The 20,985-nt window shown below is 53.6% G+C and carries 20 protein-coding genes; 13 read left to right on the top strand and 7 right to left on the bottom strand.

The window, feature by feature from the left end; translation table 11 throughout:
• The first annotated feature begins 73 nt into the window (after window positions 1-73).
• From OGV94_RS11320 to patD, 8 genes are all read left to right on the top strand, one after another.
• Complete coding sequence (locus OGV94_RS11320) at window positions 74-250, top strand: type II toxin-antitoxin system HicA family toxin (RefSeq protein ID WP_043016254.1); 177 nt, start codon at window positions 74-76, stop codon at window positions 248-250.
• 46 nt (window positions 251-296) lie between these two features.
• A complete protein-coding gene (locus OGV94_RS11315; protein ID WP_123915356.1) occupies window positions 297-713 on the top strand; it encodes a type II toxin-antitoxin system HicB family antitoxin in 417 nt (138 codons plus the stop codon).
• A 92-nt stretch (window positions 714-805) separates the two neighbouring features.
• Complete coding sequence (locus OGV94_RS11310) at window positions 806-2,215, top strand: aminotransferase-like domain-containing protein (RefSeq protein ID WP_075146200.1); 1,410 nt, start codon at window positions 806-808, stop codon at window positions 2,213-2,215.
• 329 nt (window positions 2,216-2,544) lie between these two features.
• Window positions 2,545-3,690, top strand: a complete 1,146-nt coding sequence (ydcS, locus tag OGV94_RS11305) for a putative ABC transporter substrate-binding protein YdcS (RefSeq protein ID WP_043016257.1) — start codon at window positions 2,545-2,547, stop codon at window positions 3,688-3,690.
• 16 nt (window positions 3,691-3,706) lie between these two features.
• The gene (locus OGV94_RS11300; protein ID WP_003833135.1) at window positions 3,707-4,723 is read left to right on the top strand and encodes an ABC transporter ATP-binding protein; all 1,017 of its coding nucleotides are present in this window, start codon (window positions 3,707-3,709) and stop codon (window positions 4,721-4,723) included.
• Window positions 4,724-5,668 carry an ABC transporter permease gene (locus tag OGV94_RS11295; protein WP_172863020.1) on the top strand — a complete coding sequence of 315 codons (945 nt, stop codon included), beginning with the start codon at window positions 4,724-4,726 and terminating at the stop codon, window positions 5,666-5,668.
• On the top strand, window positions 5,658-6,464 hold the full coding sequence (locus OGV94_RS11290) for an ABC transporter permease (RefSeq protein ID WP_043016260.1): 807 nt from the start codon (window positions 5,658-5,660) through the stop codon (window positions 6,462-6,464). Before OGV94_RS11295 ends, OGV94_RS11290 begins: the two co-directional genes overlap by 11 nt.
• 21 nt (window positions 6,465-6,485) lie before the next feature.
• A complete protein-coding gene (gene patD / locus OGV94_RS11285; protein WP_043016261.1) occupies window positions 6,486-7,913 on the top strand; it encodes an aminobutyraldehyde dehydrogenase in 1,428 nt (475 codons plus the stop codon).
• Window positions 7,914-8,108: 195 nt separating this feature from the next.
• On the opposite strand, the gene OGV94_RS11280 is transcribed toward patD, so the two are convergent.
• Window positions 8,109-9,233, bottom strand: a complete 1,125-nt coding sequence (locus OGV94_RS11280; RefSeq protein WP_286523352.1) for a multidrug effflux MFS transporter — start codon at window positions 9,231-9,233, stop codon at window positions 8,109-8,111.
• A 98-nt stretch (window positions 9,234-9,331) separates the two neighbouring features.
• On the opposite strand from OGV94_RS11280, the gene OGV94_RS11275 reads away from it, so the two are divergent.
• Window positions 9,332-10,111, top strand: a complete 780-nt coding sequence (locus tag OGV94_RS11275) for an AraC family transcriptional regulator (RefSeq protein WP_286523350.1) — start codon at window positions 9,332-9,334, stop codon at window positions 10,109-10,111.
• 119 nt (window positions 10,112-10,230) lie between these two features.
• Here the strand turns inward: OGV94_RS11275 and yncL are convergent, their stop codons facing one another.
• Complete coding sequence (gene yncL / locus OGV94_RS11270) at window positions 10,231-10,326, bottom strand: stress response membrane protein YncL (RefSeq protein ID WP_071524268.1); 96 nt, start codon at window positions 10,324-10,326, stop codon at window positions 10,231-10,233.
• A 192-nt stretch (window positions 10,327-10,518) separates the two neighbouring features.
• Here yncL and OGV94_RS11265 point away from each other — a divergent pair, with 192 nt between their 5' ends.
• Complete coding sequence (locus OGV94_RS11265) at window positions 10,519-10,692, top strand: GhoT/OrtT family toxin (protein WP_016153148.1); 174 nt, start codon at window positions 10,519-10,521, stop codon at window positions 10,690-10,692.
• Between the two features lie 19 nt (window positions 10,693-10,711).
• Here OGV94_RS11265 and OGV94_RS11260 read toward each other — a convergent pair whose 3' ends face one another.
• Genes OGV94_RS11260 through OGV94_RS11250 form a run of 3 tightly spaced genes read right to left on the bottom strand, consistent with a single transcriptional unit; the run spans window position 10,712 to window position 17,161 of the window.
• Window positions 10,712-12,871, bottom strand: a complete 2,160-nt coding sequence (locus OGV94_RS11260) for a virulence factor SrfC family protein (RefSeq protein ID WP_047411131.1) — start codon at window positions 12,869-12,871, stop codon at window positions 10,712-10,714.
• Entirely contained in the window at window positions 12,868-15,849 is a 2,982-nt protein-coding gene (locus OGV94_RS11255; protein ID WP_172863021.1) for a virulence factor SrfB, read from the bottom strand. Before OGV94_RS11255 ends, OGV94_RS11260 begins: the two co-directional genes overlap by 4 nt.
• A 4-nt stretch (window positions 15,850-15,853) precedes the next feature.
• On the bottom strand, window positions 15,854-17,161 hold the full coding sequence (locus OGV94_RS11250) for an SrfA family protein (RefSeq protein WP_181230435.1): 1,308 nt from the start codon (window positions 17,159-17,161) through the stop codon (window positions 15,854-15,856).
• 282 nt (window positions 17,162-17,443) lie between these two features.
• Between OGV94_RS11250 and OGV94_RS11245 the strand changes: the two genes are divergently transcribed.
• Window positions 17,444-19,042 (top strand): ABC transporter substrate-binding protein, encoded by a 1,599-nt coding sequence (locus OGV94_RS11245; RefSeq protein WP_087053356.1) that lies wholly within the window; start codon window positions 17,444-17,446, stop codon window positions 19,040-19,042.
• 17 nt (window positions 19,043-19,059) lie between these two features.
• Window positions 19,060-19,293 carry a YdcY family protein gene (locus tag OGV94_RS11240; RefSeq protein ID WP_043016267.1) on the top strand — a complete coding sequence of 78 codons (234 nt, stop codon included), beginning with the start codon at window positions 19,060-19,062 and terminating at the stop codon, window positions 19,291-19,293.
• 57 nt (window positions 19,294-19,350) lie between these two features.
• Here the strand turns inward: OGV94_RS11240 and OGV94_RS11235 are convergent, their stop codons facing one another.
• Window positions 19,351-19,800: a DMT family transporter gene (locus OGV94_RS11235; protein ID WP_043016268.1), complete on the bottom strand. Its 450-nt coding sequence runs from the start codon at window positions 19,798-19,800 to the stop codon at window positions 19,351-19,353.
• Window positions 19,797-20,315: a GNAT family N-acetyltransferase gene (locus OGV94_RS11230; RefSeq protein ID WP_075146195.1), complete on the bottom strand. Its 519-nt coding sequence runs from the start codon at window positions 20,313-20,315 to the stop codon at window positions 19,797-19,799. The genes OGV94_RS11235 and OGV94_RS11230 overlap by 4 nt, the downstream gene beginning before the upstream one ends.
• A 37-nt stretch (window positions 20,316-20,352) precedes the next feature.
• On the opposite strand from OGV94_RS11230, the gene OGV94_RS11225 reads away from it, so the two are divergent.
• Window positions 20,353-20,955: a helix-turn-helix domain-containing protein gene (locus OGV94_RS11225; RefSeq protein ID WP_286523346.1), complete on the top strand. Its 603-nt coding sequence runs from the start codon at window positions 20,353-20,355 to the stop codon at window positions 20,953-20,955.
• Window positions 20,956-20,985: the final 30 nt, after the last annotated feature.

The following is a 20,985-nucleotide window of genomic DNA, read 5'->3' as shown; positions in this document are numbered from 1 at the left end:
ATTACTAGCAAGGTAATTAAAGAGTAATCATAAATGTTTACTTTGTGTGTATAATAGACGACAGGGAGGCGCAGTGAAGCAAAGTGAGTTCAGACGCTGGCTTGAATCTCAGGGAGTTGAAGTTACAAACGGCTCAAATCATCTGAAGTTGAGGTATCAGGGAAGGCGTAGCGTTATGCCCAGGCATCCTGGTGATGAGATAAAAGAGGCTCTGCGAAAAGCGATCCAAAAGCAGCCAGGCTTACAGTAATCATCATCAATATAAGGCTGATTATATGAGAAATTTTGAGAAAATCATGCGTTATCCCGTTAATCTAGTACCCGCCGTGGAAGGTGGGTTTGTGGTGTCTTTTCCGGATATTCCTGAAGCATTAACTCAGGGAGAAACCCGTCATGATGCTTTGCAGGCTGCGCAAGCCGCATTGGTCACCGCTTTTGAATTCTATTTCGACGATAACGAACCGATTCCTTTGCCTTCGGCGGTTGTCGCTGGCGCTGACTATGTGGAAATACCACTGAGCGTTGCGTCTAAAGTTCTGTTGTTAAATGCCTTCCTTGAATCGAATATTACCCAACAGGAACTGGCAAACAGGATCGGCAGGCCTAAGCAGGAAATCACTCGCTTATTCGATTTAAAGCACGCGACAAAAATTGATGCTGTGCAGATAGCTGCCCGCGCCTTAGGCAAAGAGCTGTCATTAGCGATGTTGTAAAACTGTTAACTATAACAGTTATATAAAATACCTTGATTATGTAAACTGATATATACAGTGGTTGTCACCGACACCGGTAATCAGGACAAAAAATGAAAAAATACCAGCGACTGGCTGAGCAAATTCGCGATCAAATTGCGTCTGGCGTATGGCAGCCCGGCGATCGCTTGCCATCATTGCGTGAACAGGTGGTCAGCAGCGGCATGAGTTTTATGACCGTCGGACACGCCTACCAGCTGCTGGAGAGTCAGGGGCGAATTATCGCCCGACCACAGTCGGGTTACTACGTTGCTGCGCGCCCTGAACGTGAACTGGCCGCGCCGCAGGCGCAGGTCATGCGCGATGAAGCTGTGGATATCAACACCTATATTTTTGATATGTTGCAGGCCAGCCGGGATGCGTCAGTGATGCCATTTGCCTCTGCATTCCCCGATCCGCGTCTGTTTCCCCTCCAGCAGTTGAACCGCTCGCTGGCGCAGGTGAGTAAAACCGCCACCGCCATGAGCGTGATCGAAAACCTGCCGCCGGGAAATGCTGAACTGCGCCATGCCATTGCCCGTCGCTATGCTCAACAGGGGATGACCATTTCACCTGATGAAATAGTCATCACTACCGGTGCGCTGGAAGCCCTCAACCTGAGCCTGCAGGCAGTTACTGAACCGGGGGACTGGGTGATTGTCGAAAACCCCTGTTTTTACGGGGCGTTGCAGGCCCTTGAACGATTACGCCTGAAGGCGCTTTCGATCGCCACCGACGTAAAAGAGGGGATCGATCTTACCGCGCTGGAGCAGGCGTTGCAGGAGTATCCGGTCAAAGCTTGCTGGCTGATGACCAATAGCCAAAATCCGCTTGGTTTTACGCTCAGCCCAGAGAAGAAGGCGCATCTGGTCGCATTGCTGGAGAAATACCATGTAATGCTGATAGAGGATGATGTCTACAGCGAGCTGTATTTTGGCCGTGAAAAACCACTGCCCGCCAAAGCCTGGGATCGCGCCGACAGCGTTTTGCATTGTTCGTCTTTCTCGAAGTGCCTGGTACCCGGATTTCGCGTTGGCTGGGTAGCGGCCGGGAAGCATGCCCGGCGTATTCAGCGACTCCAGCTAATGAGCACCTTATCCACCAGTTCCCCCATGCAGCTTGCACTGGTGGATTACCTGTCTACCCGACGCTATGACGCACATCTGCGTCGCTTACGCCGACAGCTGGCGGAGCGCAAACAGCAAGCCTGGCAAACGCTGCTGCGTCATCTTCCAGCGGAAGTCAAAATTCACCACAACGACAGCGGCTATTTCCTGTGGCTGGAACTGCCAGAGCCGCTTGATGCAGGCGTGCTCAGTACCCAGGCGCTGGCGCACCATATCAGCATTGCGCCGGGAAAAATGTTCTCGACCTCGGGGAGCTGGACTCGTTTCTTCCGTTTTAATACCGCATGGCACTGGGGGGAACGTGAGGAACAGGCTGTAAAACAGTTGGGAAAATTAATTCGCGAGATGATGAAATAAAACATAACGCGCTATTTAATATAAAAGAATGGCGCGTTCATATTTCAGAAATAGAGGATACCTCGCCCTGATGTTATTTATATCGGGCGCTACCATACAAAAAATCAATAGTTATTACTATTGCCGCCATCGCATCTAACTCCTTGTCTATTCTCCAGAAGATAAAAATCCCCGGTCAGCGTCAGTAGCGTAATGAGCGTTAGCTCACAACCTGATTAAATTTCCTTGCGCCAACAGGAACGCTTACCACACCCCGACTATTTTTAGGAAAGGACATATATTTACGGCAAGGCTGCCGCTCAATATTTTTTAGACAGGAGTAAGACGTTATGAGCAAGCAGTTTGCCCTCAGTAGCCTGTGCGCACTCAGTATGACGCTGATGACTGCACAGGCAGCCGAACCCCCGACATCATTAGATAAACCGGAAGGCCGTCTGGATATTATTGCCTGGCCGGGCTACATCGAACGTGGACAGACCGATAAACAATATGATTGGGTCTCGCAGTTTGAGAAAGATACTGGCTGCGCGGTCAATGTCAAAACGGCGGCCACATCTGATGAGATGGTCAGCCTGATGGCAAAAGGCGGCTACGACCTGGTTACCGCTTCCGGTGACGCCTCATTGCGTCTGATTATGGGTAAACGCGTTCAGCCGATTAATACCGCGCTGATCCCAAACTGGAAAAGCATCGATCCACGCGTGGTAAAAGGCGAGTGGTTCAACGTTGGCGGAAAAGTTTACGGCACGCCATACCAGTGGGGACCAAACCTGCTGATGTATAACACCAAAATCTTCCCAACGCCGCCAGATAGCTGGAGCGTGGTTTTTGTTGAACAAAAACTTGCGGACGGGAAAAGCAATAAAGGGCGCGTTCAGGCCTACGATGGGCCGATCTATATTGCCGATGCCGCGTTATTCGTTAAAGCAACTCAGCCGCAGCTGGGCATTACCGATCCCTATCAGCTCACCGAACAGCAGTATCAGGCGGTTATCAAAGTTCTGAGCGATCAGCACGCGCTAATCCATCGCTATTGGCATGATACCACCGTGCAAATGAGCGACTTTAAAAACGAAGGTGTGGTGGCGTCAAGCGCATGGCCTTATCAGGCTAACGCTCTGAAAGGGGAAGGCCAGCCTATTGCCACGGTTTTCCCAAAAGAAGGGGTTACCGGATGGGCTGATACCACCATGCTGCACAGCGAAGCGAAACACCCGGTATGTGCTTACAAATGGATGAACTGGTCATTAACCCCGAAAGTTCAAGGCGACGTTGCGGCCTGGTTTGGTTCTCTGCCAGTAGTGCCTGAAGGCTGTAAAGCCAGCCCGTTGCTGGGTGAAAAGGGCTGTGAAACCAACGGCTATAGTTACTTTGACAAAATTGCCTTCTGGAAAACGCCGATCGCAGAAGGTGGCAAATTCGTTCCTTACAGTCGCTGGACGCAGGATTACATCGCCATTATGGGCGGTCGTTAATTCCGCTGGGGGTTTTATGACGTACGCAGTGGAGTTTCATAACGTCTCGCGTCTGTACGGGGATGTTCGTGCAGTTGATGGCGTAAGTATTGCGATTAATGACGGTGAGTTTTTCTCTATGCTGGGGCCATCCGGCTCCGGCAAGACCACCTGTCTGCGCCTGATTGCAGGGTTTGAGCAGCTGTCAGGCGGCGCAATTACCATTTTTGGTAAGCAGGCCAGCGAATTGCCGCCCTGGGAACGGGACGTCAATACGGTATTTCAGGATTACGCGTTGTTCCCGCATATGTCGATTCTCGACAACGTCGCCTACGGGCTGATGGTCAAAGGCATTGATAAAAAACAGCGTCACGCCAAAGCGCGAGAGGCGCTGGATAAAGTTGCGCTCGGTTTTGTTTATGAACGCAAACCGTCGCAACTTTCCGGTGGTCAGCGGCAGCGCGTGGCGATTGCCCGGGCGCTGGTCAATGAGCCGCGCGTCCTGCTGTTGGATGAACCGCTCGGAGCATTGGATCTCAAGCTGCGTGAACAGATGCAGTTGGAGCTGAAAAAATTACAGCAATCTCTTGGTATCACCTTCATTTTTGTCACTCACGATCAGGGGGAAGCCCTGTCGATGTCCGATCGTGTGGCGGTGTTTAATAACGGTCGCATCGAACAGGTGGATTCTCCGCGCGAACTGTACATGCGTCCGCGGACACCGTTTGTGGCAAGTTTCGTCGGGACGTCCAATGTCTTTGATGCCACGATGTCAGCGAACGTTTGCGGGTTACAGGGGATGTTCTCCCTGCGCCCGGAACATATTCGTTTGAATGATGCCGGGGGAGAAGTCCAGGCTACGGGAGTTATCCAGGCGGTGCAGTACCAGGGCGCGGCGACACGATTTGAACTGAAACTGGCCGGTGGTGAAAAGTTGCTGGTTAGCCAGGCGAATCTGACGGGCGAAATGCTGCCCTCAACGTTGTCGCCAGGTCAGCAGGTGATGGCGTCGTGGTCACGCGACGTGATGGTACCGCTGGTTGAGGAGAGGTGAATGGCTATGAATGTCTTACATTCGCCTCCACAGTCGACAGGTCTGAACCGGATTTCAGGTTTATTCTGGCGTAATCCGGGGCTGGGACTGTTTTTGCTGCTCCTCGGACCGCTGATGTGGTTTGGCATTGTCTACTTCGGCTCATTGCTGACGCTGTTGTGGCAGGGTTTTTATACCTTCGACGATTTCACCATGTCGGTCACGCCGAACCTGACGCTGGCGAATTTGCGGGCGCTGTTTAATCCGGCCAACTACGACATCATTTTGCGTACCCTGACGATGGCGGTGGCGGTCACCATTGCCAGCGCGATTCTGGCGTTTCCGATGGCGTGGTATATGGCGCGCTATACCAGCGGAAAAATGAAAGCCTTTTTTTACATTGCGGTGATGTTGCCGATGTGGGCCAGCTACATCGTTAAAGCCTACGCATGGACGTTACTGTTGGCTAAAGACGGCGTGGCGCAATGGTTTTTAACCCATCTGGGGCTGGAGCCGCTGCTGCTCTCGTTTCTGACGCTGCCTGCCGTAGGCGGCAATACGCTGTCGACTTCAGGGTTAGGGCGCTTTCTGGTGTTCGTCTACATCTGGCTGCCGTTTATGATCCTGCCGGTACAAGCCGCGCTGGAGAGACTCCCGCCGTCGCTATTACAGGCCTCCGCTGATTTAGGCGCACGTCCGCGTCAAACTTTCCGCTATGTGGTCCTCCCACTGGCGATACCCGGTATTGCGGCAGGCTCGATTTTTACCTTCTCTCTGACGTTGGGCGATTTTATCGTGCCGCAACTGGTGGGGCCGCCGGGCTATTTCATCGGCAACATGGTGTATTCGCAGCAAGGGGCGATTGGCAATATGCCGATGGCGGCGGCATTTACTCTGGTGCCGATTGTATTAATCGCACTGTATCTGGCGTTCGTGAAGCGTCTGGGAGCTTTTGATGCACTCTGAACGCGCACCCTGGTTACTCAAACTGGCGGCATGGGGTGGGGTTATTTTCCTGCACTTTCCCATCCTCATCATCGCCACCTATGCTTTTAATACTGAGGAGGCTGCTTTTAGTTTTCCACCGCAGGGGTTAACGCTGAAGTGGTTTAGCGTTGCAGCGCAGCGTGGCGATATTCTGGAATCGGTGACGTTGTCACTTAAAATCGCTGCGTTGTCGACAGCTATCGCCCTCGTTCTGGGGACGCTGGCCGCTGCAGCACTGTGGCGCAGGGACTTTTTTGGTAAAAGCGCAATATCGCTGTTGCTGCTGTTGCCGATCGCGCTGCCGGGGATTATTACCGGCCTGGCGCTGTTGACGGCGTTTAAAACCATCAACCTGGAACCCGGTTTTCTTACGATCGTCGTGGGCCATGCGACGTTTTGCGTGGTGGTGGTATTTAACAACGTCGTGGCGCGTTTTCGCCGTACCTCATGGAGTCTGGTTGAAGCGTCTATGGATCTTGGCGCCAATGGCTGGCAAACCTTTCGTTATGTCGTGCTGCCAAACCTGGCATCGGCGCTGCTGGCGGGGGGGATGCTGGCGTTTGCCTTGTCGTTTGATGAAATCATCGTGACAACGTTCACCGCCGGACATGAAAGAACACTTCCTTTGTGGCTGCTCAATCAGTTGGGTCGACCACGAGATGTGCCTGTCACCAACGTTGTGGCATTGCTGGTAATGCTGGTGACGACACTGCCAATTTTAGGGGCCTGGTGGCTAACGCGTGAAGGCGACACTCTCGCTGGAAACGGTAAATAAACGACGATATGGGAAATTGCTATGCAACATCAATTACTGATTAATGGCGAGCTGGTCAACGGTGAAGGTGAAAAGCAGCCAGTCTATAACCCTGCCACTGGTGAACTCATTCTGGAGATTGCCGAAGCGTCAGCCGCGCAGGTTGATGCCGCGGTACGCGCAGCCGACAGCGCGTTTGCCGCCTGGGGGCAAACCACGCCAAAAGTGCGTTCAGAACTGCTGCTGAAACTGGCTGACGCAATCGCCGATAACGCGCAAACCTTCGCAGAGCTGGAATCACTCAACTGTGGTAAGCCGTTGCACTGCGTCCTCAACGATGAAATTCCGGCAATTGTCGATGTTTTCCGCTTCTTTGCCGGGGCGGCTCGTACCCTGCAAGGACAGGCGGCCGGAGAGTATCTGGAAGGGCATACGTCGATGATTCGTCGTGATCCGCTGGGCGTGGTGGCCTCTATTGCACCGTGGAACTATCCGCTGATGATGGCGGCGTGGAAGCTGGCGCCGGCACTGGCGGCGGGTAACTGTGTGGTGATTAAACCGTCAGAAATTACCCCGCTGACGGCGCTTAAGCTGGCTGATTTTGCCAAAGATATTTATCCGGCTGGCGTTATCAACGTGCTGTTTGGCCGTGGCAAAACGGTAGGCGATCCGCTGACCGGTCATGAAAAAGTCCGGATGGTTTCTCTGACAGGCTCCATTGCGACCGGTGAACACATTATCCAGCATACCGCGCCTTCGATTAAGCGCACGCATATGGAACTGGGCGGCAAAGCTCCGGTCATCATTTTTGATGATGCCGATCTGGATGCTGTGGTGAGCGGCGTGCGAACTTTTGGCTATTACAACGCTGGACAAGATTGTACCGCGGCTTGTCGAATCTATGCCCAGAAAGGCATTTATGACGCGCTGGTCGAGAAACTTGGCGCTGCGGTAGCCAGCCTGAAAATCGGCGCACCGAATGACGAATCGACCGAGCTGGGACCGGTAAGCTCGCAGGCGCATCTCGATCGCGTGACGAAAGCGGTCGATGAAGCCAAAGCGCTGGGGCATATCAAAGTCATCACCGGTGGTAAAAAAGTGGATGGCGCAGGCTACTACTTTGCTCCGACGCTGCTGGCCGGGGCAAAGCAGGATGATGCCATCGTGCAGCGGGAAGTTTTCGGCCCGGTGGTCAGCGTAACCGTATTTGAGGATGAGGATCAGGTACTGGCGTGGGCGAATGATTCGAAATACGGCCTGGCCTCTTCCGTCTGGACCCGGGATGTGGGACGCGCGCATCGATTTAGCGCTCGCCTGCAGTATGGTTGCACCTGGGTCAATACTCACTTCACGCTGGTTAGCGAGATGCCGCACGGTGGGCAAAAACAGTCTGGTTATGGCAAGGATATGTCGGTTTATGGACTGGAGGATTACACGATTGTTCGCCATGTCATGATCAAGCATGAGTAATTTCTTAAGCGCGAACGGTAAAGGGGGCACGGATAGCTAAATACTGGCAAACGTGTGTCTATACTATTCGCGCCACTGGCCTCGTCGCCATCGGACGGCGGTAAGTTGGAAATATCCGCGAGGTCAGGCTAATTGAAACAACAAAGCCCCAGCTTAATGTCGGGGCTTTGTGCTTTCTGGTTTACCGTCCGGGTATCAGCGGCGTAAGCTGCAAAGCCAGGCGAGTAGCGCACAGACGCTCAGAACCAGCCCCAACTGTTGCACCATGCCTGCCAACCCCAGCATCATTCCCAGTAACAGGTAATAGCTCAACCCGAACAACGCACCGGCAGCACCGGCTTGTTCACGGTAGTGACGCAGCGCCTGACTCAGCACATTAGGAATCGCGATCCCATAGGCTAACACCACGCCGAACACCGGCAACAGGATCCACGCGCAGTGCTGTAGCCACCACGCGACGAGACCTGACAACGCTGCCAGCGCACAGGCATAACGTACCAGTTGTTCCGGTGTAAGACCTGCCGTTAGCAACCTCCGGTTCAGCAGGCTACCCGACAGTGAAGCAAACGCAAGCAACAACCCCGTCCAGCCAAAGGCTCGGGAACTCCATCCTAATTGCCCGAAAAGAAACGGTGCCAGGCTGTAATAGCTAAACAGCATGGTATTTAACAACGCGACCAGGATGGCATTTTTCCAAAGATCGCTGTCCCGCCTCATGCGGGAGAGCAGTGCGATAAGCCTCGGGTTGAGCGTATGCTCGGGCCGGGTTTCTGGCAGTATGGTCGCTGTCAGTATTAGCAGTAGCAGCGCCAGCAGCATAAGGGCAACAAATACACCAGTATGACCGTACAGGCTTACCAGCCAACCTCCGCTTAGCAGGCCGAAAACCGGACTCAATGCCAGTGCGGCGCCCATCACAGAAAAGACGCGGGATAGCGCGGGTGATTCATAACTGTCCCTTAGCATGGTCTGTACCACCACTGACCCGGCAGCCGCTCCGATGGCGGAGACCATCCGTGCCAGCAGTAAAACGCTGAAGTCGGCGGCAAAAATGGCTAAGGCACAGCCTGTTCCATAACAAATAAGTCCTGCCAGCATAGCCCAACGTCGCCCGATGCAGTCGCTCAGCCAACCCCACATCGCCACACCGACGGCGAAGGCAGCAAAGTAAACGGAGAGTGTTTGAGCCGCACGCTCACTGCTGATGTGAAAAGCAGTGGCGATACCTGGCAGTGCCGGGCTGTAGATGGTTTCCACCAGTTGCGGGAACATAATCAGTAGCGTAAGAAGCCACAGCGGCGGGCGGCGAAGCGTATTCATACAATATCCAGAGAAACAAAACAGGCGGGCATTATTGCTGAAAGGGGTGTGTCTCATTACCATTATCAGGACATTAAATATCAAATATCGGACAGATAATGAAAATTGCGCCTGATGATGCTTTCGATGCGGATAGCTTTGACAAACCGGTAATCGGTATAGCCGCCGATATGGGGCTACATGATTCAGGACGGCACAGCCACCTTCGTCATCAGCTACTTTTTTCGGCTGCGGGGAGCATTACGATCGAGCTGGAGCAGTCTCTGTGTCTGTTACCGCCACGGCGTGCGGTTTGGATCCCGGCCGGGACGGTACATCGCGCCATAATGCGAGGGGGGATGGCTTATCGTTCTTTGTACTTTTCAACCGCATTGCCATTATCTGAGTTACCGCTGCAGATAGTCGAGGTTAACCCTCTCTTTTTTGAAGTGATAGAACGTATGGCTTTCTGGCCATGGGATATGCCAGCCGCGCAGCAGGCCAGCCTCATCACCGTTTTTTGTGAGGAAATACGCGCCGCCCGCAGTGAAAACTGGACGTTGCAGTTTCCCTCAGATCCGCGGTTGAACGTGTGGCTAGAGGGATTACGTATGGGCGAACTCCCACCGCGACTGAATCAATTGTCCCGACGGGTTGGGGCATGTGAGAGAACAATCGGTCGAATATTTACCCGGGATACCGGGATGAATTATCAGAACTGGCGGCAGCAATTCAGGTTGCTAAAAGCCATGGAGATGCTGGCGGATGGATGCCCTATTAGCCAGGTGGCGCAATATCTGGAGTTTGTCAGCGACAGCGCTTTTATCGCGTTCTTCCATCAACATACCGGCACAACGCCGAGCCGTTATTCGGGCAATATAATGCCGCAGAAGGATTAGGGACATTACATACTAAGGATAATTTACCCGGCGGCGGGAGAGTGGGAAGATCGTGCACTAATGGCAGAGAGAAGACCCCCTCTGCCAGCGGACGCTGCAATTAATCAACAAGAATCACATCAAGCAAACCAGCCGAACCTTGCGGAAATCAGACTGAAAAGTCCTACAGCAGCAAATATATTTATCAGCACCACAGTTTTACTGGAAACATTCATTTGTGCCACCTTTCGTTATAACCCCTATGGGTATAGTACGGGTTATAACTATCCGCAATAGTACGGATTCTGAACATAATGAAAACGGCTTGTTTTCCCGCTGTTTCCCTTAAAATAATTAATAAAACTTGATGTGGGTCATGAAAAAGAGCATATTGCGCGCGATTTTACCTTTCGGCCCGGACGCCTTACATGTCTCTGTACCAAAAAATGTTGGTTTTTTACGCGGTGATGGCCGCTATCACGGCAATCATCACCTGGTTTCTTTCCCGCGATAAAAAGCGAATTCGTTTTCTCAGCGCGGTATTAGTCGGGGCGACCTGGCCGATGAGTTTTCCCGTCGCGTTAATGTTTTCTCTCTTCTGATGACGGCGTTAACGCCGTTTCAGGAGGAAAACAGGGCATCTAATCGTTTTTTATCGGCTTCGCTGACATCCTGCGGATGCTGATATCCCACGTTTTCATTGGCGCGGGTATACAACGCGACCAGCCAGTCGTAAACGTACCGGCTTGCGCCGTGCGAAGGTTGTTCATCCAGCTTCGTCAGGCGTAACATCGGCTGTTGTTTCGGCGCGCTAAAAATAGCCGATCCTTTTTGGATCCTGCTGGCAGGGCGCTGTTCTTCGGCGACATTGGCAAATCCAAGCCAGGTAATAAAATCACCAATATCGGCGTGAAGCTGCGCGGCGCAGACGTTTTCTCGCTGCATAATGCGCTGTAAGCGTTGCGGCATCTCCAGGCGATAGCTGGCGGTGACGAGGATATCGGCGACCTGCCTTAGCGTACGCGGTTCGAGACGTAAACGACGGGCATTATTCTCATCGCGACACCACTGGCGCACGTGATTAACCCACATTTTGTGCGCCTGATAACCGCTCTCTTTGCTATCCGGTGAGAGCGGTGTGTCACGCACCTCGGCAAACAGGTCAATCTCCTCATTAAATAACCCGCTTACCTGTTCCTCGCGTGGCTGCTGAACCCGCAGCAGCGACTCAAAGAGACGCATCGGCGGGAGCAAACCATCCAGGAGTTCACCATGCTTTGCCGCCTGAGCTTGTAGCTGGCGGATCACCCACTCATTGCCTCCAGATTCGGTCTCAACGGGATTAATCCAGCCGATCAGGGTTTCGCGTACGCGCTGCTGGTGCTGCTCACGCAGGGAGGTCAATCTGGCCTGACGCTGCTGTGGCGAAGTTGCCTGAGTCAGCCATTCGACAAGGCGTTGTAAGCTATGTTTATCCAGCGCCTGCAGCGTGCCCCAATGTAGTCCGGGTTTGCCCATTAATTGCTGCACGGACTCATCAAGATTTTGCTGGGTGCTAAAGCGTGCATCCTGCGGGGTAATGGCCCAAACCACGCCCGGCAATGCGGCATCATGGACAGGCTGAGTATCGTTAACCCAGCCCAGTAGCTTGCGGGTGATAGCAGGCGTCTGCGAACGGGTCGATACCGCATTACAGATTAAGAGCACATCCGGTTGCAAATGCTGGCGATAATATTCCAGCATCCAGCCTAATTTGGCCTGCCACAGCGGATGGGAATGCGCATCCGGGGCGAGGGGGATATCGAGCAGATCGACATTCTCCAGTACGGCGTCTTCAACCGTCAGGACCAGTTCGCGCGTCAGCAGCGCCAGTGACGCCTGGGAGAGACTGACCGCATTGAGCAACTGATGGTTTTCAATGGGATGAACCACCACATCGCTCTGCGCCTCATTGCCAGTCAATGCCACCTGAGTCAGGAAACTCTCGGCAGGTAAACCAAAATGGTCAACCAGCAGGCTCAACGGAGCCGCCAGTTCCTGCGCGTTCCCGGTTTGTTGCAGCGTATGCGCCAGCGCCAGCCACTGCTGCGTGAGCTCTGGTTGTTCTCCCCACAGTAACGCCCAGGCGTTTGCCCGGGTCGTCAGATCCAGTGCCGGCAGCAGTGTGGCAAACTGATGCCAAAGCGCATCGTCGATTTGCTGCTGGTTGGCTGGCACGCTGGAGCGCCAGAAACGGCCAATTGCCGCAACATCGTGCGCGGTAATTCCCGGTACCGGATGACGCTGACGCAGCGTCTGCCATTTTTCCAGGCGCGCCTCAATAATCGATTTCTCAACCTGGCGGTTGTCCGGGAGGGCGCAAAACTGGGTAATAAAAAGCTGTACCAGTTCGGCTTCACTGAGTAATCGCAGACGCAACGGCCATTCACTATCGAGCGGATTTTCATCACGCGTAAAGCGGATCGCCATATTGGTTGGCGCATGGCCAGGATTAATATGCGAAAAATAATCAAAACTGCGATCCGGGGTAACGATATTCACTTTGCCATTGGCATTGCTGCACAACGCCGCGAGCAGGTGTGCTTTTGCCGATTGCGAATGCCCGTATAACCCAACGCATCCTTGCGATGAAAAGGTCGTCTTCAACGCAGCTTCATTCACGGCGGCGAGGGTGAGCTGCGCCAGCAGGGCATCTGCTTCATCATCAAGACGCGCCGAACGTTGACGGGTATCAGCGACCCATGTGATGGCGGCCTGCGCGGTGTTTAACATCTTACTCATTTCAGGTACACGCTCCCGCTATCAATCCAGTAATGGCTACCGCTATGGCGACGGTCTGCCAGCGTATTCAGTTTTAACGTTAAGGCATTGGCGGCAACGGGGGTGCCATCCTGTAACCAGGCATCGCTCAGCACGAAGAATTCCGGGCCGTTTTCTTTGCTACCGCCTCGTAGCTGCAGCCGTACATTCAACACGCCATCTCCGGCGATGGTTTTTGCCAGTTCGGCAGAATTTATGCTGAGCGTATACAGCGGCGTGGCAGGCCAGCGGCTGTTTGCCAGTTGGCGGAAACCTAACGTCACGTTGCCACGTAATGGGAAATGCAGGCGGGCATCCAACTTCGCGCCGGGTTTATCCAGATCGATATCGTGATACCAGATGTTCTCATCGCGCAGGGTATTGACCGTATTATCCAGCACGCCGAGATAACGTACGGTCGAGTAAGCGCCGATGTCGGCAGCTTTAAAGTTAAAGCGCGGCAAGCGCAAATCCAGCGCCAGGCTGCACAACATAGCACCGACTGCCGCGGTGGATTTGGGGTTACCAATCCGCCCCTGTTGGCTAAACGGATACCACTCATGTACGCGGTAGTTATCCATCCAGATCATACGATTAACCGGAACGGGCTGCAGATGGCGGATCAACGCCTGTACGCCCGGTAAACAGGCGGGTCTGCCTGTTACTAATAAAATATCGCAGCGATAGTGTGAAATGGCCTCACAGACCGCGTGTAGCGGGGAGGTCAGGGTAAATTGCCCCGCCAGTAACGCCTCTTGTAACTGTCTGAACTGCACCTGTAGCGGTACACTCAGGACATCAAACGCTGGCGATCCTGCTGGCAACGCATGATCGATAGCTTGCTGAATGTAATTCATTACGTTGCGCGTGGGTTGCTGGCTCAGGAGTTCGCCAAAGGTGGCATGCAGCCCGGCTACCGGATCGTTAATATCGCTTTGTTCCCAGGCTGAGAGCACCGCATGACCGAGCGGCATAAAGAGCTGTAATGCCGTTTGTTGACGCAGAATCGCCTGGGTGTCGATACGCCCGGAATCGCCAAATAGCGTGGCCAGCAATGCGGCGGCATCGGTCACGCCAGCCTGTTGTAAGCGGGTTTGCAGCGCGGGCAACACGCAGCGCTGAATCACGTCCAGCAGCATGTCGTCGCCCGCGACCTTAAAACCTTCACGGAACAGCAGATGCGGGGTAATTTTGACGTTCGCGCCAACGCCGTCATCAAGCTGATAATGGACGACGGCCATATCCGTTGTCCCGCCGCCGATGTCGATCGATGCCACGCGCAACGCTCGGCCTTTAGTCTCACCGGGCTCCGGCAAACGGTCCGGGCGGGCCAGGGCGTTAAAGAATGATTCGGTGTGACCATCGTAGTGAGAGATAGCTTCGTTATACAGCCACACCAGTTGCCCACAGCTGGCCTCATCCCATTCCATCTGGATCTCCGGTACGGGAACCACGCTCTTTTCCTGCTGCTTACGGGTCGTAAAATCTTCATCCTGCGGATGCCAGCCCATCGCTTTCCAGACCAGCGCAATAGCCTCAAACATGCGCAGGCGGAAAATCTCGCGCTCCTGTTTGGGCATCGCCGACGGCAGAGTCAGGATCAGCGTCCGCAACTGACGAGGAGACGCCGGGAATCCGAGGCGCAAACGCGTCGCCACGCTGTTGATTTGCCCCAGCGCCTGGGCCAGTATTTCGCACAGCATATGCGTCATCAGCGTGCTGCGACTGTATTGCGGTGAGAACACCGGCAGACGATCGTCCTGCGGCAGACTGAACAGCGGTTGACCGTCATCGTTCATCAGGTTCATCAGCGGGAAGGCGGTAGCCAGCGGTTCGCGCTGGGTTTTGCCATTTATCTGGCTAAAGCGCCAGTCATGCAGTACCGGCGTTTCATCCCACAGATAACGGCGCGGGCTGGAGATCCCACTGCTGCCTTCGGTGCCCATGCGCTGCATCGCCAGCTTTCGGGCTTCGTCGCCAACGCGAACAATCGACGGCCAGATAAAGGCATCATCACGACCGCTCTCAACGGAAAAGTGCTGCTTGCCAAAACGGGCTTCGGAAAACTCCAGCCGGCTGGTAAACAGCGGATCGTTAAGGAACTGTGGCTCGCTTAAGGAACGCACCTGCAATTCAGCGGTCTGGCGTAGTCCGTCATTGGCATCGCCGTGATCTTCAATCAGGACGCCACAGGTATGGGTATTACCGATATCCAGGATAAGATCGACCGGAATGGCGGGCGTGCTGAGGGTATGGGTGACCAGTTTCACTTCCGGGACAGAAAGCTGCTCGCCTAACAGGGTCAGAACATTCAACCAGTGCGCCTGGTATTCAAAGTTACGCAGCGCCTGCTGGATCTCTTGTTCAGAGCGATTCTCATGTTGAGTGACATGATGCATAAAGGATTCGCGCAACCAGCCGTCAATCCAGGTCTGGTCGAGGAAATCAGCAATTTCGTTGTCATGCCAGGCTAGCGCAAACCGTGTACCGTTTAGCAAGTCATTTTCGTTGGGGGTTAATGCCGCAGGGGCATTTTCAGTGAGCTGGCTGTCCAGCGCCACGGTAACGCGGTGAGTGTTGCCCGCGCTGTCAGGTTGCGCCAGTTTTCGTACCTGTACGCGCGCCCAGTTATCCGGGCCTTCAACAAACGTTCGCGGCGGGTTAAAACGCAGGAACGGCAGTGGCAGCCAGACGCCGTCGAGCACGTCCAGGGAATAATGCAGCATTTGGGTGCTTTCCGGCTTTACGACTTCGGGCTGACCGCCGGTGCTGCCTGGCAGGGTATAGCGTCCCGTTGTCAGATCGAAGTCCAGCCGTAGCAGGGGGCCGTTGGCCGTTTTGCGCACAAAGCGGCCATGATGCGCAGACTCCTGCGGCGTCAGGCCAAAATCCAGAAATTGCACACCGCTATTGGCGATGAGCGTCACGCTCTGTTTGTAGTCACACAAATTCACCAACATAAAATCAGGCACCTATCTTTTTGATCGTCAGAGGGATTTCCGCGTGAGCGTCATATCGTGCGGTACAGGCGGCGACGTCATTGGTTCCCGCTTTGCAGGTAATTTCAGGCATCGGATAACGAGAACCGTCCGTACAACGGGCATTGCCGCGACTCTTAATCATTAATTCACCTGACTGGTGCAAACCGGAGAAAATCTCGGCGCGACAAACGATATTGTCGCCATGAACCACGCGCGCAGTGCCTTTATTGGTCTGGATCTGATAGCGCAGCGACGGCGCTTTACCGCTGACCGGATCTTTAACATCGACTATGACGCGCCAGTTGCCGTTAAGAAAACGCGTCGTTCCAGCCTTCATCTGGTTGGCGTCCATCACCAGCGCATCTTTTGGAATAGCAGCGATCACAACCGGCCCTTCGACGGGTTTCTCTTTTTTCGCTGCCGGGATCACTTCAGCCCGATGCAGCGGCAGTGCCGATGTCAGTTCTGGCAGCGGCGCCACATCAGCTTTCGCAACCTCGCCGTGAGGCACTACGGGTACGGGCTCGGCGGTTTGTTGCTTCCACAGCAGTGGTCCAATAATGGCGGCAACGATCACTGCGGCAACGGGCAGGCTCCACAGCGGCAGGCGGCGTGCGGGCTTTTTCTGTACCGGGGGCGGTGTAACTTCAGGTTCGTTAACAACGACCGGGGGTTGAGGTTCAGGCTCTGCCGGTTTAGGCAGCTCAACGACCGGGGTCAGCAAAGGCGCGTCGGCCTCGGCGAAGGTGATTTCCGCGGTGGTTTCTTCTTCCGGCTCAGGCTCTGTTACGGTGACGACCGGAGGATTATCAATAAGGCGCAGGCAATCAAGCACATCGTCGCGAGGATTTTCATTCAGATTGACGAAGCCCCAGAACGTAATAACGGGTTTGCCATCAACCAGAAACACGTGGTTTTCACCAGGAAACTGGATGGCTTTTTCGAGCAGTGAGCCAAATAGCTGCAGGGAGGTTTTACCCGATTGCAGGCTTTTACGGCTCAGGGCCGCCGCATTTTCCAGCGTGCTCCCCAGATAGCGCAGCGCACGAAAACGTGCCTCTTCATCAGCGGCTTTCCACGCAACGGCTTTCCCTTCAACCGGCGAGTACCAGTCCACCCGATCGCCGCTGTCGTTAATTTGTGGGATCGCCAGACAATCCACCATCGCCTGCTGTTTGCGTAGACGAAGCGTTTCACGAATTTGCAATGCTGAATCAAACACGGCCTGACCGCCGCCGCCCACGGCCTGATAGTCATCCAAATTGCCGCTGCGCAAGAGAGTTTTTGCCACGTTGTTACCCCTTAGACTTCTTCACGTATCTACTTTACGTTTTATAAAAACGAGCAAACGGTGGAAGAGAGGCAAAAAGGGGCGAATTTTCATGGCATAGAGTGCCGGGAAAAATCTTGACGTTTTGAAAAAGACTTAAGGGAAATTAATTCGCTCAGGCTGATGAATTATTCAGCGAAATACACCAGATTAGAATAACCTGATAGTGATTTGTTATTGGTCAGTTTTTGTCAGCTATGCTCTGATATTCCAGTTAATAATAAAATAAGAAGGCTTATAACCATGATTGCAAGGAAAACGTTACTCGCGCTGGCTCTCAGCGCCGTCTTACCGTCAGGCGCAGCGTTCGCGGCCAATACTGACACCATCATCTACTGCTCAGAAGCATCGCCGGAATCTTTTAACCCGCAAATTGCCAGTTCCGGTCCATCGTTTGTGGCCAGTTCACAAGTGCTCTACAACCGACTCATCAACTTCGACCCGGTAAAAAATACGCCAGTACCCTCTCTGGCAACGGACTGGACGATTTCCCCGGACGGTAAAACCTACACTTTTACCCTGCGTCAGGGCGTAAAATTTAACAGTAATAAATTCTTTAAACCGACCCGCGACTTCAACGCTGATGACGTGATTTTCTCGGTATTACGGCAGAAAGATGCCGATCATCCGTATCATAAGATTTCTCAGGGAAGCTACGAATACTTTAACGATGTCGGTCTGGATAAACTGATTAAAGAAGTTAAGAGGGTCGATGACTATCACGTTCAGTTTGTCCTCAATGAACCTAACGCCGCATTTCTTGCCGACTGGGGAATGGATTTTGCCTCCATCCTCTCTGCCGAGTATGCCGACGCGATGTTGAAAAAAGGTACCCCGGAAAATGTCGATAACTGGCCGATTGGCACCGGGCCATACGTGTTGCAGCAGTACAAGCAGGATTCGCAAATCCGCTATCTCGCTAACCCTAACTACTGGGATGGCGCTGTCCCAACGAAGCACCTGATCTTCTCCATCACGCCAAACGTTCAGACCAGATTGGCAAAACTGCAAACCAATGAATGCCAGATAATCCCGGCGCCAGCCCCCGTACAATTTGACGAGATTAAAAAGAATAAAGATTTGACGCTGCATTCAGTTGAAGCGCTAAACGTCGGGTATCTGGCGTTTAATACCGAGAAAAAACCGTTTGATAACGTGCTGGTACGTCAGGCGCTAAACTACGCGACCGATAAAAAGGCCATTATTAACGCTGTCTTTTTAGGTTCCGGTACGGTGGCAAAATCGCCGATTCCACCGAATATGATGGGCTTTAATAAAGATCTGCAGGATTACGCTTACGACCCGCAAAAAGCGAAAGACCTGCTGAAGCAGGCTGGGCTGGAAAATGGCTTTGAAGCGACGCTGTGGTCAATGCCGGTTCAGCGCCCATATAACCCGAACTCCCGACGAATTGCTGAGATGATCCAGAGCGACTGGGCAAAGGTTGGCGTGAAGGCGAAAATTGTGTCGTACGAGTGGGGCGAATATCTCTCCGGAATGCGCAAAGGTGAGCATGACACCGCGCTGTTCGGCTGGATGTCAGACAACGGCGATCCGGATAACTTCGCCGATGTACTGCTGGGCTGCGACAGCATTAAAACCGGATCTAACGCCGCGCGCTGGTGCGATAAAGAGTATAATTCGCTGGTGCAAAAGGCGAAACTGGTAAGCAAACCAGAGGAACGCGCCGCGCTTTACCAGCAGTCGCAAGAGATTTTTTACCAGCAGGCTCCGTGGATTGCGTTGGCAAACGGCAAAACGTTCTACGCTACGCGCAGCAACGTTAGCGGATACAGCGTCAGCCTGATGGGCAGTGATTTTTCAAAAGCAAAATTAAATTAATGAGTTAAGGAGAGGTTATGTCGCATCTGGATGAGGTTAGCGCACGTGTTGATGCCGCCATTGAAGAGAGCGTCATTACGCATATGAACGAATTGCTGATTGAACTCAGCGATGATGCCGCGCTGAGCCGGGAAGAACGCTATACCCAGCAACAGCGTTTGCGTACGGCGATCGCACATCATGGCCGTCAGCATAAAGAGGATATGGAATCCCGTCGCGAACAGTTGACCAAAGGCGGCTCTATTCTCTGACTTTTTGTTGCCTCTTATCCGGCCTGCATGCACGTTTCGTAGGCCGGATAAGCGTAATTAAAATGAGCGTCTCGCCACCAGCCAGGCCCCGACGACCAGCAGCACCGCGCCGCAGACCGGACCCACCAGCGCTCGCAGCGGCACGCCGTGGCTGCGCAGAATATCCAGCACCAGTCCGCCGATTAACTGGCTGGCCACCAGCACCGCGATAGTGGTCGCAGCCCCCACATTTTGGTACCCACTGATACTGGCAAAAACAAAGAACGATCCCAGTAATCCGGGGATTAGCGTCCACCAGCGTACGCTGGAAGCCAGCTCACCAAATCCCGCCGCACCTTGCTTAAACCACAGTATGCTGACAAACAGCACGATCCCGACCAGCGAGTTAAGCAACATGGCGATGAGGATCGTCGAGGATGTCTGCGTAATGCGTACCATCAAGGTATTTTGCACCACCAGACCAATACCTGCGGCAATCAGAAAGGAGAGGGTCAGCGTCTGGTTCATCTGCTGGCATCCGGATCGCGGCGATCGTCTAATTGTAATTGCATGAAGGTCAGATCCAGCCAGCGACCAAATTTGGTGCCAACCTGCGGCATTTGCGCGGTAATTTTAAAACCCAGCGTGCTGTGCAGATGTAGCGACGCCTGATTCTGAGACTCAATGCCCGCCACCATCACGTGCTTGCCGCACTCGCGCGCTTCTGCTATCAGTCTGCTGAGCAGCGCTCGCCCCAGGCCCTTTCCCTGATGATCCGGATGTACGTACACCGAATGTTCAACAGTATGACGGAATCCATCAAAGTTTCTCCAGTCGCCAAAGGAGGCATATCCCGTGACCACGCCACGATCTTCACTCACCAGCACCGGATAGCCCATCAACCGGCGGGCTTCATACCAGGAGATACGGTTTTCGGCATCGACGGTTTGATCGTTCCAGATAGCCGCCGTATGCAGTACCGCGTGGTTGTAGATTTCTGCAATGGCGGCACAGTCTTCTTTGCTGGCAAATCGAATTGACATGTTGAACCTCAGGGATTGTTCACTATAGTATTACAATATGAATACTATTGAAGACAGCATAAATCAACGGATCGGAGCAAGAATTCGCATTGAGCGGGAATCTCGCGGCTGGTCACTGACGGAACTTGCCGAGCGAGCAGGGGTGTCGCGGGCGATGATCCATAAAATAGAGCGCGGTGAGAGCAGCCCAACGGCCACGCTGCTGGGCAGGCTCTCCGGAGCCTTTGGTATCAGCATGTCTATGCTGATTGCGCGGGCCGAAATGCAGGAGGGCAAGCTACTGCGCTTCGCTGACCAGCCCGTCTGGCACGACCCGCAAAGCCACTATCTGCGCCGCCATGTTTCACCGCGCAGCGATCTGCCTATCGATCTGGTGCAGATAGAATTGCCTGCCGGTAGCGATATCCCAATGCCAGCCTCTTCCTACGTGCAGGCCAGACAGCTTATCTGGCTACAACAGGGAGAACTCGTCTTTGTAGAAGGAGACGTGCGCCATGAAATGCAGGCGGGCGATTGTCTGGAACTTGGCCCGCCGAATGACTGTCGATTTATCAATGAAACCGCGCAACCCTGCGTTTACCTGGTTGTGCGGTTAAATCATGCCGTCAGCCAAATGGCAGGCACAGGCTGCTACTATTGATGGATTCATGCCAAAAGCAGAGGAGCACAT

Origin of the sequence: Citrobacter sp. Ce006 (genome assembly GCF_030336535.1) — a bacterium.
Taxonomy (GTDB): Bacteria; Pseudomonadota; Gammaproteobacteria; order Enterobacterales; family Enterobacteriaceae; genus Citrobacter; species Citrobacter europaeus.
The sequence above is the reverse complement of the archived record's forward strand: the minus strand, read 5'-3'. Positions and strand labels throughout refer to the sequence as shown.

What these genes read in the sequence shown, in the direction of transcription:
- OGV94_RS11260 (WP_047411131.1), bottom strand. Translation starts at nt 12,871, where the DNA reads ATGAGTAAGATGTTAAACACCGCGCAGGCCGCCATCACATGGGTCGCT.
- OGV94_RS11300 (WP_003833135.1), top strand. Translation starts at nt 3,707, where the DNA reads ATGACGTACGCAGTGGAGTTTCATAACGTCTCGCGTCTGTACGGGGAT.
- ydcS (WP_043016257.1), top strand. Translation starts at nt 2,545, where the DNA reads ATGAGCAAGCAGTTTGCCCTCAGTAGCCTGTGCGCACTCAGTATGACG.
- OGV94_RS11245 (WP_087053356.1), top strand. Translation starts at nt 17,444, where the DNA reads ATGATTGCAAGGAAAACGTTACTCGCGCTGGCTCTCAGCGCCGTCTTA.
- OGV94_RS11255 (WP_172863021.1), bottom strand. Translation starts at nt 15,849, where the DNA reads ATGTTGGTGAATTTGTGTGACTACAAACAGAGCGTGACGCTCATCGCC.
- OGV94_RS11310 (WP_075146200.1), top strand. Translation starts at nt 806, where the DNA reads ATGAAAAAATACCAGCGACTGGCTGAGCAAATTCGCGATCAAATTGCG.
- OGV94_RS11290 (WP_043016260.1), top strand. Translation starts at nt 5,658, where the DNA reads ATGCACTCTGAACGCGCACCCTGGTTACTCAAACTGGCGGCATGGGGT.
- yncL (WP_071524268.1), bottom strand. Translation starts at nt 10,326, where the DNA reads ATGAATGTTTCCAGTAAAACTGTGGTGCTGATAAATATATTTGCTGCT.
- OGV94_RS11230 (WP_075146195.1), bottom strand. Translation starts at nt 20,315, where the DNA reads ATGTCAATTCGATTTGCCAGCAAAGAAGACTGTGCCGCCATTGCAGAA.
- OGV94_RS11315 (WP_123915356.1), top strand. Translation starts at nt 297, where the DNA reads ATGCGTTATCCCGTTAATCTAGTACCCGCCGTGGAAGGTGGGTTTGTG.
- OGV94_RS11240 (WP_043016267.1), top strand. Translation starts at nt 19,060, where the DNA reads ATGTCGCATCTGGATGAGGTTAGCGCACGTGTTGATGCCGCCATTGAA.
- OGV94_RS11235 (WP_043016268.1), bottom strand. Translation starts at nt 19,800, where the DNA reads ATGAACCAGACGCTGACCCTCTCCTTTCTGATTGCCGCAGGTATTGGT.
- OGV94_RS11265 (WP_016153148.1), top strand. Translation starts at nt 10,519, where the DNA reads ATGTCTCTGTACCAAAAAATGTTGGTTTTTTACGCGGTGATGGCCGCT.
- OGV94_RS11295 (WP_172863020.1), top strand. Translation starts at nt 4,724, where the DNA reads ATGGCTATGAATGTCTTACATTCGCCTCCACAGTCGACAGGTCTGAAC.
- OGV94_RS11275 (WP_286523350.1), top strand. Translation starts at nt 9,332, where the DNA reads ATGAAAATTGCGCCTGATGATGCTTTCGATGCGGATAGCTTTGACAAA.
- OGV94_RS11225 (WP_286523346.1), top strand. Translation starts at nt 20,353, where the DNA reads ATGAATACTATTGAAGACAGCATAAATCAACGGATCGGAGCAAGAATT.
- patD (WP_043016261.1), top strand. Translation starts at nt 6,486, where the DNA reads ATGCAACATCAATTACTGATTAATGGCGAGCTGGTCAACGGTGAAGGT.
- OGV94_RS11280 (WP_286523352.1), bottom strand. Translation starts at nt 9,233, where the DNA reads ATGAATACGCTTCGCCGCCCGCCGCTGTGGCTTCTTACGCTACTGATT.